Origin of the sequence: Aquabacterium sp. (assembly GCF_004297345.1) — a bacterium.
Taxonomy (GTDB): Bacteria; Pseudomonadota; Gammaproteobacteria; order Burkholderiales; family Burkholderiaceae_C; genus Aquabacterium.
This window is the reverse complement of record NZ_SCTN01000054.1, coordinates 1-12330: the sequence shown is the minus strand read 5'-3', so window position 1 is coordinate 12330 and position 12330 is coordinate 1. Positions and strand designations below refer to the sequence as shown.

13 protein-coding genes and 1 tRNA gene are annotated in these 12330 nt (G+C 61.8%); all 14 read right to left on the bottom strand.

Annotated elements, in window-relative coordinates:
* Positions 1-67: 67 nt before the first annotated feature.
* Positions 68-143 (bottom strand) — tRNA-Lys (locus tag EPO09_RS01645).
* A 30-nt stretch (positions 144-173) separates the two neighbouring features.
* The gene (locus EPO09_RS01640) at positions 174-977 is read right to left on the bottom strand and encodes a tRNA threonylcarbamoyladenosine dehydratase (RefSeq protein WP_290639520.1); all 804 of its coding nucleotides are present in this window, start codon (positions 975-977) and stop codon (positions 174-176) included.
* 7 nt (positions 978-984) lie between these two features.
* Positions 985-1809 (bottom strand): tetratricopeptide repeat protein, encoded by an 825-nt coding sequence (locus EPO09_RS01635; RefSeq protein ID WP_290639518.1) that lies wholly within the window; start codon positions 1807-1809, stop codon positions 985-987.
* Between the two features lie 24 nt (positions 1810-1833).
* Positions 1834-2424 carry a peptidoglycan-associated lipoprotein Pal gene (gene pal / locus EPO09_RS01630; protein ID WP_290639516.1) on the bottom strand — a complete coding sequence of 197 codons (591 nt, stop codon included), beginning with the start codon at positions 2422-2424 and terminating at the stop codon, positions 1834-1836.
* A gap of 46 nt (positions 2425-2470) precedes the next feature.
* Positions 2471-3790, bottom strand: a complete 1320-nt coding sequence (gene tolB / locus EPO09_RS01625) for a Tol-Pal system beta propeller repeat protein TolB (protein ID WP_290639514.1) — start codon at positions 3788-3790, stop codon at positions 2471-2473.
* Between the two features lie 141 nt (positions 3791-3931).
* Positions 3932-5434, bottom strand: a complete 1503-nt coding sequence (gene rng / locus EPO09_RS01620) for a ribonuclease G (protein ID WP_290639512.1) — start codon at positions 5432-5434, stop codon at positions 3932-3934.
* A 9-nt stretch (positions 5435-5443) separates the two neighbouring features.
* Complete coding sequence (locus tag EPO09_RS01615) at positions 5444-6130, bottom strand: NAD(P)H-binding protein (protein ID WP_290639511.1); 687 nt, start codon at positions 6128-6130, stop codon at positions 5444-5446.
* Positions 6130-6756: a nucleoside triphosphate pyrophosphatase gene (locus EPO09_RS01610; RefSeq protein WP_290639509.1), complete on the bottom strand. Its 627-nt coding sequence runs from the start codon at positions 6754-6756 to the stop codon at positions 6130-6132. Before EPO09_RS01610 ends, EPO09_RS01615 begins: the two co-directional genes overlap by 1 nt.
* Positions 6757-6783: 27 nt before the next feature.
* Positions 6784-8337, bottom strand: coding sequence for a hypothetical protein (locus EPO09_RS01605; RefSeq protein WP_290639507.1), 1554 nt, complete (start codon positions 8335-8337; stop codon positions 6784-6786).
* Positions 8330-8797: a 23S rRNA (pseudouridine(1915)-N(3))-methyltransferase RlmH gene (gene rlmH, locus EPO09_RS01600; protein WP_290639505.1), complete on the bottom strand. Its 468-nt coding sequence runs from the start codon at positions 8795-8797 to the stop codon at positions 8330-8332. The genes EPO09_RS01605 and rlmH overlap by 8 nt, the downstream gene beginning before the upstream one ends.
* Before the next feature lie 37 nt (positions 8798-8834).
* On the bottom strand, positions 8835-9572 hold the full coding sequence (gene rsfS / locus EPO09_RS01595) for a ribosome silencing factor (protein WP_290639503.1): 738 nt from the start codon (positions 9570-9572) through the stop codon (positions 8835-8837).
* Positions 9573-10220 carry a nicotinate-nucleotide adenylyltransferase gene (nadD, locus tag EPO09_RS01590; protein WP_290639501.1) on the bottom strand — a complete coding sequence of 216 codons (648 nt, stop codon included), beginning with the start codon at positions 10218-10220 and terminating at the stop codon, positions 9573-9575. It lies immediately after the preceding gene.
* Between the two features lie 9 nt (positions 10221-10229).
* Positions 10230-11156: an oxygen-dependent coproporphyrinogen oxidase gene (hemF, locus tag EPO09_RS01585; protein ID WP_290639499.1), complete on the bottom strand. Its 927-nt coding sequence runs from the start codon at positions 11154-11156 to the stop codon at positions 10230-10232.
* A 43-nt stretch (positions 11157-11199) separates the two neighbouring features.
* Positions 11200-12330 (bottom strand): phosphoribosylamine--glycine ligase (purD, locus tag EPO09_RS01580; RefSeq protein ID WP_290639497.1); only part of this gene is annotated, 1131 nt, incomplete at its 5' end.

The window sequence follows — 12330 nt, the reverse complement described above, 5'->3', positions numbered from 1 at the left end:
ATCTAGCGAAGACTTAGATTATATACACAGTTTTCTGCGTTTCAACCAAAGTCTGTAAAACTTTTTTTGGTGGGTCGGGCGAGACTCGAACTCGCGACCAACGGATTAAAAGTCCGCTGCTCTACCGACTGAGCTACCGACCCCCGAAAAGCCTACGACTATATCAGATATTTTTAGCTTTTCAGCAAGATCTCGATCATTTGCGCGGCAGCGACCATGCCGAAGGTCGCTGTAACGGTCACACTGGATCCAAAGCCCGCGCAGTTGAGTGAGCCATCTCCGCGCGCGCCCTCGCCAGCGTCGCAAGCATCTTGCGGCGGCAGCACGGCTTCACGCGAGAACACACAGGTCAAGCCCATCTTGCCGCGCCTGGCGCCATCGTGGCGTTGGCGCAATCGCTGCCGCAGACTGGACAACAAAGGGTCGTGCGTCACCTCCGAGAGATCCGCCACCTCTACCAATTGCGGCCGTGTCTTGCCGCCAGCAGCACCCACGGCCACCACAGGCTTGCCATGCGCCTGAGCCCAGGCCGCCAGCGCCGCCTTGGCACGTACCTGATCACAGCAGTCAATGACACCATCTATGTCTTGTGCATTCAGCAACACACTGACATTGGCCTCATCCACAAATTCTTCCACCGCTTGAACGATGCAACCCGCGTGGATGAGCGCAATGCGCTCCTTCAAGGCCAGCACCTTGGCTTGCCCCAGCGTGCTTTCCAGCGCATGCACCTGCCGGTTCACATTTGACTCGGCGATGTTGTCCAGATCGATCAAGGTGAGTTGCGCCACGCCGCTGCGGGCCAGCGCTTCGGCCGTCCAGGAGCCGACACCGCCGACGCCGACCACAGCGATCCGCGCGGCGCGCAGGCGTTCATAGCCGCTCACGCCATGCAGGCGACGCAATCCGCCAAAGCGGCGATCGGGATCAGGCAAGCTGGCCGCAGCCAGCAGCGCATCACTGGAGAGAGAGGTCACGGCGCGCTCAGTTGTGCGCCTTGCGCTTTTTCTCGCTCACTGGCGCAGGCATCGTCAACAGGCGATCGCGTGCGGCCTGCGCTGCCTCGGTTTGCGGATACTGCTTGATGAGCAGTTCCAGCGCCTTGCGAGAAGAGTCCATGTCCTTGAGTTCACCAAAGCAGTTGGCAATGGACAGCAGTGCCTCAGGTGCACGGGCGTGGTCGGGTGCACGGTCCAGCAACTGCTTGAAAGCGCTGATGGACTCCTTGTAATCACGCAGACCATATTGGGCATTGCCCAGCCAATACAGCACGGACTCCTTGTAGCCCGTCGCCGGATAGCGTGCCATCAGCCCATTGAGGCCTGCCGCACCACCGGCGAAATCTGCCGCACGCAGACGTGCCAAGGCATCATCGAACAGACGCTTTTCTTCAGGATCGACCTTGAAGGTCTTGCCGTCCTGAGTCACGGACTGGGGTTCGAGCTTGCGCACGCGCTCATCGAATGCGCCTTGCACATCCTTTTGCTTGCGCTGGAGTTCGGTCACGTCACGCACCAGCACCTCTTCGGAGCCGCGCTGGCGAGCCTGTTCGGTGCGCAACTGTTCCATCTGGGCATTCATGTCCAGCAAACTGCGCTTGAGCTGATCAACCTGTGCCGTCAGGGCGGCGATCTTGGCGTTGAGTGCATCGGTATCCTGCGTGCGCTGGGTGCGCAACTCCAGGATGGCGCGACGCGCTTCATCGTCCTCGAACAGGCCGGCATGCGCCAGGTTCAAACTGCCAAGCAGCGCCGCTGCCACCAATGCAACAGGACGCAGGCGGCTCAACAGAGGATAGGCAAAACGCATGGGCGGCCTCTTTCAACGAGTGGATCAACGGTCCTTGATTTCAGCGCGGCGGTTCTTGGCCCACGCTTCTTCGCTGCTGCCTTGTGCAGCCGGGCGCTCTTCACCGAAGCTCACGGCCTCGACCTGGTCACCCGACACGCCCAGCAGCGTCAAGGACTTCTGCACAGCTTCCGCACGGCGCTGGCCCAGCGCCAGGTTGTACTCGCGGCCACCGCGCTCGTCGGTATGGCCTTCCACGACGATCTTCTTGTTCTTGGCTGCCACCAGGCGCTTGGCGTGGCCTTCGATGGCGCTGCGGAACTCTTCCTTGACGACGTTGCTGTCAAAGTCGAAGTAGATGACGCGAGGCAGGTCGATGGCTTCGTTGGTGGACGCAGGCGGCGTCACCACCACGTTGGCCACATTGGACGACGAACCATTGCCGTTGCCGATGCCAGAACCGTTTGCGCCATTGGCGGGCGTGGCCGACGAGATAGGCGCAGGCCCCTTGTTGGCGTTGTCATTGAGCGGCACGGAAGAACCGCAAGCGGCCAGCAGCACAGCCATGGCGCTCATGGAGCCCATGATCAATGCACGGGAAGAGAAACGACGGGTTGCTTGAGAGATCGGGCTCATGGCGGGCTCCTTCAAAATTCAAAGATCGATCGTGAAAACATACAGATCAACGCAAGGCGGCCAACATCGGCCCCCATACAGGTTCGCGCAGATCAGCTTGAGGTACGGGCAATTTGGCCTTGACACGGCCATCCAGGGAGGTGGTCATCAGCACCTCACGGCCTTGAGCGCGCGTCGCGTAGATGATCAGCTTGCTGTTGGGCGCAAAACTGGGGCTTTCATCATCGCGGGTATCGGTCAGCACCTTGACGTTGCCGCTCGACAGCTCCATCAGGTGAACACGGTAGCCGCCATTGTCTACCTGACCGATGTAGCTCATCCAGCGCCCATCGGGGCTGATCGCCGGGCTGATGTTGTAGGCGCCGGAGAAGGTCACGCGCTGGGCGGCACCACCGGCAGCAGGCACCTTGTAGATCTGCGGGGCACCGCCTCGGTCGCTGACGAAATAAATGGTGGAGCCATCGGGCGACCAAGTGGCTTCAGTGTCGATGGCACCACTCTGCGTCAGACGACGCACACCATCGCCATTCACGTTGATCACGTAGAGTTGCGACCCGGTATCCCGGCTGAGTGTGACCACCAGTTGCTTGCCATCAGGCGACCATGCAGGAGAGCTGTTGGTGCCTTTGAAGTCAGCCACCGTTCGGTAGCGCCCCGAGGCCACATCCTGAACCACGACCGTGGCCTTGCCGGTCAGAAACGACACATACGCCAGGCGCCCACCATCGGGCGACCAGGCCGGTGAGATGATGGGCTGACCAATGGTCAAGGCAGCCTGCGCACCCTCGCCATCGGAATCGGCCACCATCAGCATGTGCTGCTTGCCGACCTTGCTCACGTAAGCAATGCGCGAGGCAAAGGCGCCCTTGTCACCTGTGAGCTTTTCGTAGATCTCATCGGCGATGCGATGGGCCACCTGGCGCAACTCGCTCGCACCGATCAGGAAGCTGCGCACGCCGTTCTCTTTGCCTTTGAGCACGTCCCACAACTGGTAGCGCACGTCAAAGCGGCCATCGGCCAGCGGCGTCACGGAGCCCATGACCAGCGCGTCGGCATTCTTTGCTCGCCAGTCAGCCAGCGCAGGACGGCTGGTTTCGTCGAGCTTGTCGGCGCTGGCGTCCATGAACTTGAACAGGCCTGAGCGCTCCAGATCGGCCTTGATGATGGCGGAGACAGGCTGCGGCGAACGGGTTTCATCCCGGAAACGCGCCAGCGCAAGGGGGATCTGCGTGGCGCCCACGCCAGAGATCTCGACGCGAAACTGGGCTTGCGCCTCGCTCAAAGGCCACAGTGCGGAGCCCGCCGTCAAGGCGAGCCCGCCGAGCAAGCCACCAAGGGTAGAACGGCGCGAAACGGAAAGCTGCATGGGTAGCGTCACAAGGAGAGGCCAAGTCGAACTACCTGAATTGTGCCCGCTCCTGAGGGGAAGTTCCCTGGGATGCCCGTTCAACCCTGCCCCACGCGTGTCAAGCTGTGTAAATCTGGCGGCGCAGGGCAAAAAATGACATCACAGCAAGACGATGTCGTACTGCTCGGGCGACATGGATGGCTCGGTCTGCAAGGACACCGGCTTGCCGATGAAGTCGCTCAGGCCCGCCAGATGCTGGCTCTCTTCGTCCAGCAGCATCTCGACCACGGCCGCACTGGCCACCACGCGGAACTCTTTGGGATTGAACTGACGAGCCTCGCGCAGGATCTCGCGCAGGATGTTGTAGCAAACCGTGCGCGCGGTCTTGACCTGGCCCCTGCCCTCGCAGGTGGGGCACGGCTCGCACAGCATATGCGCCAGGGATTCGCGCGTGCGTTTGCGCGTCATCTCGACCAGCCCCAGAGGCGAGAAGCCGCTCACCGTGTGCTTGGTGCGGTCCTTGGCCAGTTGCTTGCGGAACTCTGAGAGCACGTTGTCGCGATGATCCTCGCGCAGCATGTCGATGAAGTCCACGATGATGATGCCGCCCAGATTACGCAAGCGCAGTTGGCGTGCGATGGCTTGCGCTGCTTCCAGGTTGGTCTTGAAGATGGTGTCGTCGAAATTGCGAGCACCGACATAACCGCCCGTATTGACGTCAATGGTGGTGAGGGCTTCGGTCTGATCAACGATGAGGTAGCCACCCGATTTCAAGTCCACACGGCGCGCCAGCGCCTTTTCGATCTCTGTGTCGATGTTGTAGAGATCGAAGATCGGGCGCTCGCCTTTGTAGTGATGCAGCTTGGCCACGGCTGATGGGGTGAACTCTTCGCCGAAGGCCTTGAGCGCATCGAACTGAATCAGCGAATCAACGCGGATGGATGCCACCAGGTCATTGACCAGATCACGCAGCACGCGCTGAGCCAGATTGAGCTCCTGATACAAGAGCGTGCCAGGCGGCGACTTGAGGCCCTGGTCACGGATGGTTGCCCAGGTCTTGCGCAGATAAGCGATATCGGCCGCCAACTCGTCATCACTCGCGTCTTCCGCATTGGTGCGCAAGATGAAGCCGCCAGAGCGTGTGCGGCCCTCGCGGTTGTCCGCCTCGCCGATCAGGCGCAGCATGCGTTCGCGCAGTTGATCTCGCAACTCGGGCGAACCGATTTTCTGCGAGATGCCCAAGTGATCGTCCTGAGGCAGGAACACGAGCAGGCGCCCCGCCACGCTGACCTGCGTGGACAGGCGCGCGCCCTTCGTGCCGATCGGATCCTTGATGACCTGGACCATCAGCGTCTGGCCTTCGTGCACGCGCTTTTCGATGGGCACTTGCACTTCGCCGGAACGGGGGTGCGGCTTGGCCTGCCCGTCTTCGCGGTGCAGATCGGCCACGTGCAGGAACGCGGCGCGCTCCAGCCCGATATCGATGAAAGCCGATTGCATGCCGGGCAGCACGCGCACGACTTTACCTGCGTAGATGTTGCCAACCAGGCCACGCTCCAGAGTGCGTTCAACGTGCAACTCTTGCACGGCGCCACCTTCAATGATGGCTACGCGGGTTTCCTGGGGCGTCCAGTTGATGAGGATGTCTTGTGAGCTGGGCATGCACGCAATTTACAGCATGCTGCGCAGGATGATGTTGTCCAGCACGTACCAGCCAGGCTTGCCGAGCGAGCCAGAGGCAATCAAACCGGCCGCCACCTGCTCGACCCGTACGGGCTTGTACCGAGCAGGCACCAGAAAACTGAACTTCAAGCCGATGCGCTCACCCAGTCGCACCTCAGTGCGATCGCCGACCAGCAAGGACGGTTGAGCCACGGACACATGCTCGAAACCGATGGCTTTGATCGCTTCTTCCAGCTCGCCTTTGACCCGGTTGTAAAACACGCTGGAACGCGCCTTGGCACCGAGCGCACTGACCAGCAGGAAGCGCCGGGCACCTTCTGCTTTGGCGAGTTGCGCAATCTGCAAGGCGTAATCGAAATCCACCTGGCGGAAAGCGGCCTGAGAACCTGCTTGCCTGATCGTGGTGCCCAAGGCACAGAAGACCCAGTCCACATCGAACCAGTGCACATGGGCCTCAAGCCGGTTGAAATCGACCCGGCAGATACGCAACTTGCCACTGCCTTCAAGTTGCTCAGGCTCGATGCCCAAGAGCTCGGCAGGCGTCATCTCACGGCGCACCAAGGCGCGGACTTCAGCTACGTCGGCACGGGCCAGCAATTGCCGCAAGGCCTGCTGCCCGACCAGGCCGGTCGCCCCAGCCAGCAGCACGCGTGCAGGTGTCGATGTGCTCGTCATCAGAAATGCCAGCCAAGTGGCTTGAGCAACTCAGCCGTGTCAAACAAAGGCAACCCCATGATGCCGCTGTAGCTGCCGTCCATGTGCTGCGTCCAGGCGCCGGATCGTCCCTGAATGGCATAGGCACCGGCCTTGCCCATGGGCTCGCCGCTGGCCACATAACGGCTGATCTCGTCGTCATCCAGCACGCGCCAACGCACATGTGACACACTCAGGCGCAAGTGGCCATTGACCACCACGGCTGTCAGCACTTTGTGGGATTGGCCCGAAAGCTTGGACAGCATCTGCGCCGCATGAGTCGCATCCTGAGGCTTGCCCAAAATCTCGCTGCCCAAAGCCACCGTGGTATCCGCACACAGGATGGGTGCCTCGGGCCAAGTGCCACTTGCGGCACGTCGGGCACGACGCGCCACGGCAGCCTGCCATTTGGCCAGGGTCACGCGTTGCACATAGTCTTCTGGCGACTCGCCGGGGCGCTCAGCTTCCAGTGATTCCGCATCCTCATCTGGATCGGGCAACAACAACTCGTGGCGCACCCCCAGTTGATCAAGCAACTGCCGCCGACGCGGGCTTTGCGAGGCCAGATACAGCCAGGGATCGGAAGATGAGAAGGCGGGCAAGGTCATGCCAGCATCCTACGCCAAGGCGCACAACTACTGCCGAGCCTTGTCGCAAACACCGACAGGCAAGGCCATGGAGGACAACCAAATGCGCCGGTGAGCTGCCAGACGCATGGGCCAACTGGCCTGGGCGACAGGCGCCCCCCAGGCATCGCCAACCAGATGCCGCAGGCCATCGGGCAATTCGCTTGGGTTGTCCATGCTGACCCAGCTCGCCACACAAGGTGAACGGTCGTGCACAAAATCAGCTGGCGGCGGCAGATCGACCGAACTGGCCGTCCAGGTACTGTCACGCTCATCGACCTGCGACAGGATCCCCGCCAGATGGTCATCGCCTGTGATGATGCGCAAAGCCTGCTGGCCATAGCGTGCATGCAAATCAGACGACATGAGTTGCGCGGGGCGATCTGTCCAGCAATTGGTGCAACGCTGCGCATTAGCGCGAGGCACCGACAAACGTACCGCTGCCATGCCAATCGAGACCAGCACCAGGCACCAGACGAGCACAGATGCTCGTGCCCGCCAGGCAGGCGAGCCACCATCAGCCTGCACATCCAGCGACTGGAAGCTGCGCACACACATCCAGACGGTCAAACCTGGCACGACCGGCCACAACCACCTTGGCGTGAAGTGCGAAGCTTTCATGGCCACCAGCACCAGCGACAGGATCACCAGCCCGACACCGGTTTGCCACAACAGCCAACGGCTACCAATCGACGCCGCCGCCCCTGTACGCCCGGTATTTGATCGAATGCGCGAGGTCAATGCGAACAGCAGCAAAGGCGTCAGCAACAGGTACTCAAGCGATCCCGCCAGCACCCGTGTCAGAGGGCGCCACAGGGGCTGATGGTCATCCGAAATCACGATGCGCCTGGCCAGTGCCACGGAACCGCTGGGCTGCGTCAACCACCAATGTGCATACGGCGCAATGGCGACCACAAACACCATCAAACCCAGGCTCATCCAGATCAGATGATCTCGGGCAGCAGGCTCCTGCGATGGCCGATTTGAGGGCATGGTCAGGATGACAATCCAGGCCGACAACAGGCTGGACACACACCACAAAGCAGCGTTGAGCTTGGACAGACAAGCGACTGCAGCCAAGCCCCCCACCAGCAACCAATAGGCCGGCTTATGCAGCGCCTTGATCAACACCACAGAGGCCCACACGGACACGCCGGCCGCCAACACGGTATGGGTCAGACTGTCATGCACGCGCCACATGACCAGCAACAGGCCCAGATGCGCCAGGATGACCCGAGCCTGCACCGAGCGATCAGCACCGCACACCTTGGCCAGGGCCTGAACGCCTGCCAGCCAAACAAGAAGGCACACATAGCGGGAAAACTCCAGCACACCCGCCCAGGCCGCCTGCTGCGGTTTGAGCCACAGCAGCAACCAGGTGTAGAGCGGGGGCTGGCGCGTGCCATAGCCCATCTGCCAGGACTGGGCAAAGTAGACCTGCTCGGCGCCATCGATATCCAGGCCATCCAGGCTGAACACTTTGAGCAAGCCATAGGCCAATACCCACAGGCCCACCGCCACCCATGCACTGAGCAGCGTGGGCTTCTTGATGAAATCAGGCACGGTGATAGGGATGGTTGTTGCGCAAGGACCAGGCGCGATAGATTTGCTCCAGCAAGAGCACGCGCGCCAAGGCATGTGGCAAGGTCATGTCGGACAGACGAATGGCTTCGTCAGCCGTCTTCTTGAGCTGAGGGTCGATGCCATCGGCCCCACCGATGATGAGTGCCACATCGCGCCCATCGTTCAACCACGCCTCGGTACGCTCGGCCAGTTGCACGCTGGTCAACCGGGTGCCGCGCTCATCCAGAATGACGCGCCGCACGCCACGCTCCAAGGCAGCCTCCATGCGAGCAGCCTCGGCCTGCATGATGGCCGCCACAGGCTTGCCTTCACGCGGCTCTGCCTTGAGCGCCTTGACCTCCACCTTCCAGTCGGGCGGGAAGCGCTTGAGGTAATCCTCGCACGCTTCGTTCGCCCAATCCGGCAGGCGGTGGCCAATCGTCACCACCGTGATCTTCATGGCGCCAAGCCCCCCAAGGTACTACTGCAGAGCACGCTCAGCGAGCAGTTTTCTTGGCTGCAGCCTTCTTGGCGGCGACCTTCTTCACAGCAACCTTTTTGGCTGCAACTTTCTTGACGGCCACTTTGCGAGCCGGCGCCTTCTTGGCCTCAGGCGCATTCACCACGATTTTCTTCACGGTGGCTGGTGCCTTTTTCGCGGCCACTTTCTTGGCAGCGACCTTCTTGGCTGCTGGCGCCTTCTTGGCCGCAACCGGTGAGGCCTTCACGGCGGCCTTTTTCGCAGCAGGCGCTTTCTTGGCCGCAACCTTGCGAGTTGGCGACGTGGTGGCGGCCTTCTTGGCGGCGGTCGTCTTGCCAGCTGCCTTCTTTGGCTTCACGGGCTTGACGTCTTCCTCTTCAGGCTCGGACGCCTTGACCAGGCCCTTCTTGGCTTTGGCCTTGATCGCCACGGGCTTCTCGCCCCAGATCTCTTCGAGCTGGTAGTACTGGCGGATGGCCGGTTGCATGATGTGCACGACAGCGGCGGCGCAGTCCACGATGATCCACTCACCGTTGTCTTCGCCCTCGGAACGCATGACCTGGAAGCCAGCAGCCTTGACCGCCTGACGCACGCTGGAGGCGAGTGCCTTGGTCTGACGATTGGAAGAGCCGGTCGCGATGATCACGCGCTCGAAGAGCGGCGAGAGGTGCTCGGTGTTGAACACAACGATGTCTTGGGCCTTGACATCTTCCAGACCATCAACGATGGTGCTTTGCAGTTTACGGATGTCCATTCAGCGGGGGGCGCCACCAGGGGCGTAGAGTTGATGGGTTGCAATATAACGCGCCACTGGTTCGGACACCAGTTCCGGCGCGAGGGAAATCGGATCTTCGCCACGGGCAAGCCGGGCGCGGATATCGGTTGAAGAGATGGCCAACGGTGGCAAAGGCAGCTCAACCACCCGGTAAGACATGCCCTGCATCGCGGTGGGCGCCACAGGCAGATCATGCCCTCTGCAGGCCACGGCCAGCGTCAGCGCTTGCAACAAATCGTGCCAGCCCTGCCAGGTCGGGAAATTCGCATATTGATCCTGGCCGATGATCAGGAACCACTCGGTGGGCTCGGTCGCAGCGTCTTGCAGGGCCTGTACGGTATCACGCGTGTAGGACGGGCCATCGCGATCCAGCTCGATCGGATCCACCTTGAAGCGCGGCTCGTGCGCCGTGGCCAGCTCGACCATGGCCCGACGATCATCTCGCGCAGCCAATTGACGCGCCTTCTGCCAGGGCCGCCCGACGGGAATCCAGCGAACCTCATCGAGCTGGAGATGACGCAAGGCCACCTCGGCCAGCTCGACATGCGCGCTGTGCACCGGATCGAAGCTGCCGCCCATCAGGCCCACTCGGCGTGGCTGGCGATCTGCAGTTTGAGGAGACAACAAGCAAAAACCTCAGGCCCAATCCCGCGCGGGCAGGAAATCGGTGTACAGCTGTGCCTCGGCGCTGCCGGGCTCGGGATGCCAGTCGTAGCGCCACTTCACGATGGGCGGCATGGACATCAGGATGCTCTCGGTACGACCGCCGGATTGCAGGCCGAACAGCGTGCCACGGTCCCACACGAGGTTGAACTCGACATAGCGACCACGGCGGTAGGCCTGGAAATCACGCTCGCGCGCTCCATAAGGCTGCTCGCGACGACGCTGCATGATGGGCAGATAGGCTTGCGTGAAAGCATCGCCCACGGCACGGATCATGGCAAAGCCGCCTTCGAAGCCCAGTTCGGAGAAGTCATCGAAGAAGATGCCGCCCACGCCGCGCGCCTCGTTGCGGTGCTTGAGGAAGAAATACTCATCGCACCAGGTCTTGAAGCGGGGATGCTTGTCATCGCCAAACGGTGCGAGGGCATCCTTGCAGACCTGATGGAAATGACGCGCGTCTTCTTCCTGGCCGTAATACGGCGTGAGATCCATGCCACCGCCAAACCAGGCCACGATGCTGCCATCGGGCTTGTGCGCAGCCAGCATGCGCACATTCATGTGCACCGTGGGTACATACGGGTTGCGCGGGTGGAACACCAGCGACACACCCATGGCCTCGAACGGGCAGCCCGCCAGTTCAGGGCGATGCTGCGTGGCCGAAGGTGGCAGGTTCGGGCCCTTCACATGAGAGAAGTTGCAACCACCGCGCTCCAGCACCGTACCCTCTTCCACCAGACGCGAGCAGCCATCACCCTGCAGGCGCTCCTGCGGGCCGCGCACCCAGGCGTCCTTGACGAAAGGCGTGCCATCTTCGGCTTCGAAGGCGGAGACGATGCGGTCCTGCAGATCCAGCAGGTACTGGCGGACGGCTTCGGTGTTCAAGGCGGGCGTGGTGCTCATGAAGGCGATGAGGTGAGGTAATGGCGCTGGGTCAACGAATCGATCAGCGGGCCTTGATGGCGCGCCAGCCGATGTCGGAGCGGTACTGCATGCCGTCGAACTGGATGCCGCGCATGTACTCGTAAGCACGCTGCTGCGCCAGCTTGGCAGATTCGCCCAGGGCGGTCACGCACAGGACGCGACCACCGCTGGTACGGATCTGACCGTCTTCGCCCATGGTCGTGCCGGCGTGGAAGACCATGGCGTCATCGGCCTCGGCGGGCAGCCCCGTGATCACGTCGCCCTTCTTCGGATCCAGCGGATACCCACCAGCGGCCATCACGATGCCCAGTGCGAAACGGCGATCCCATTGCAGCTCGATCTGGTCGAGCGTGCCATCGGTGGCGGCCATGAAGACATCGATCAGATCGCTCTTCAAACGCATCATGATGGGCTGAGTCTCAGGGTCGCCCATGCGACAGTTGAACTCCAGCGTCTTGGGGTTGCCGGCCGCGTCGATCATCAAACCGGCGTACAGGAAGCCGGTAAAGGGGATACCGTCCTTGGCCATGCCGCCCAGGGTCGGGTTGATGATCTCGTGCATGGCCTTGGCATACACATTGGGGGTCACGACCGGTGCGGGCGAGTAGGCGCCCATGCCGCCGGTATTAGGGCCGGCATCGGCATCCAGCAGGCGCTTGTGGTCCTGGCTGGTGGCCAGCACGGACACGTTCTTGCCGTCAGACAGCACGATGAAGCTGGCTTCTTCACCTTCAAGGAACTCTTCGATCACCACACGCGCACCGCCGGCGTTGTGCGTCACGCCCAGCTTGTTGTCCAGCAGCATCCAGTCCACGGCCTGATGCGCTTCGTCCAGCGTCATGGCCACGACCACGCCCTTGCCGGCGGCCAGGCCATCGGCCTTGATCACGATGGGCGCGCCATGCTTGTCCACGAAAGCGTGGGCGGCCGTGGCATCGGTGAACGTTTCGTAGAAGGCCGTGGGGATGCCATGGCGCTTCATGAAATCCTTGGCAAAGGCCTTGGAGCTTTCCAGCTGGGCGGCCTTCTGAGTGGGGCCGAAGATGCGCATGCCGCGGGCGCGGAACTCGTCCACCACACCGGCAGCCAGGGGAGCCTCGGGGCCGACCACGGTCAGGTTGATCTTGTTGTTCTGGGCGAAATCAGCCAGGGC

Excerpts from the sequence above, each read along its gene's own strand:
- tolB (WP_290639514.1), bottom strand. The coding sequence starts at position 3,790 with ATGCAGCTTTCCGTTTCGCGCCGTTCTACCCTTGGTGGCTTGCTCGGC.
- rsfS (WP_290639503.1), bottom strand. The coding sequence starts at position 9,572 with ATGGACATCCGTAAACTGCAAAGCACCATCGTTGATGGTCTGGAAGAT.
- EPO09_RS01615 (WP_290639511.1), bottom strand. The coding sequence starts at position 6,130 with ATGACGAGCACATCGACACCTGCACGCGTGCTGCTGGCTGGGGCGACC.
- EPO09_RS01635 (WP_290639518.1), bottom strand. The coding sequence starts at position 1,809 with ATGCGTTTTGCCTATCCTCTGTTGAGCCGCCTGCGTCCTGTTGCATTG.
- pal (WP_290639516.1), bottom strand. The coding sequence starts at position 2,424 with ATGAGCCCGATCTCTCAAGCAACCCGTCGTTTCTCTTCCCGTGCATTG.
- rlmH (WP_290639505.1), bottom strand. The coding sequence starts at position 8,797 with ATGAAGATCACGGTGGTGACGATTGGCCACCGCCTGCCGGATTGGGCG.
- EPO09_RS01610 (WP_290639509.1), bottom strand. The coding sequence starts at position 6,756 with ATGACCTTGCCCGCCTTCTCATCTTCCGATCCCTGGCTGTATCTGGCC.
- hemF (WP_290639499.1), bottom strand. The coding sequence starts at position 11,156 with ATGAGCACCACGCCCGCCTTGAACACCGAAGCCGTCCGCCAGTACCTG.
- rng (WP_290639512.1), bottom strand. The coding sequence starts at position 5,434 with ATGCCCAGCTCACAAGACATCCTCATCAACTGGACGCCCCAGGAAACC.